Below are 257 nucleotides of genomic sequence, written 5' to 3'. Positions count from 1 at the left end.
CCGACAACGCGCACCTGGTCATCGATGTCGGCTACTTCACCACCGATTGGGTGGTCGCCCAGGGCGTCACGATGGACGACAATCGCAGCGGCGGCGTACCGGGCGGCTCGTCCAAGATCTATCAGCAGATCGCATCGCTGATTGAGCAGGACGAGGGTGAGCCTGTCACCGGCATTGAGCGCATCGACAAGTGCCTGCGCGACAAAAAGCCGATGCTGTTCTTCGACAAGGAGATCGATCTCACGCCGTATCTGGAA

At 59.9% G+C, this 257-nt stretch carries 1 protein-coding gene; it reads left to right on the top strand.

All coding sequences use genetic code 11. The annotated features are described in order from the left end of the window. Positions 1-257: hypothetical protein (locus tag RVY79_RS20420; protein WP_317466414.1), on the top strand; the 257-nt coding region annotated here is incomplete at both ends.

Source organism: Chromohalobacter sp. HP20-39 (genome assembly GCF_033052815.1).
Taxonomy (GTDB): domain Bacteria; phylum Pseudomonadota; class Gammaproteobacteria; order Pseudomonadales; family Halomonadaceae; genus Chromohalobacter.
This window is presented reverse-complemented; position numbering and strand designations above follow the sequence as displayed.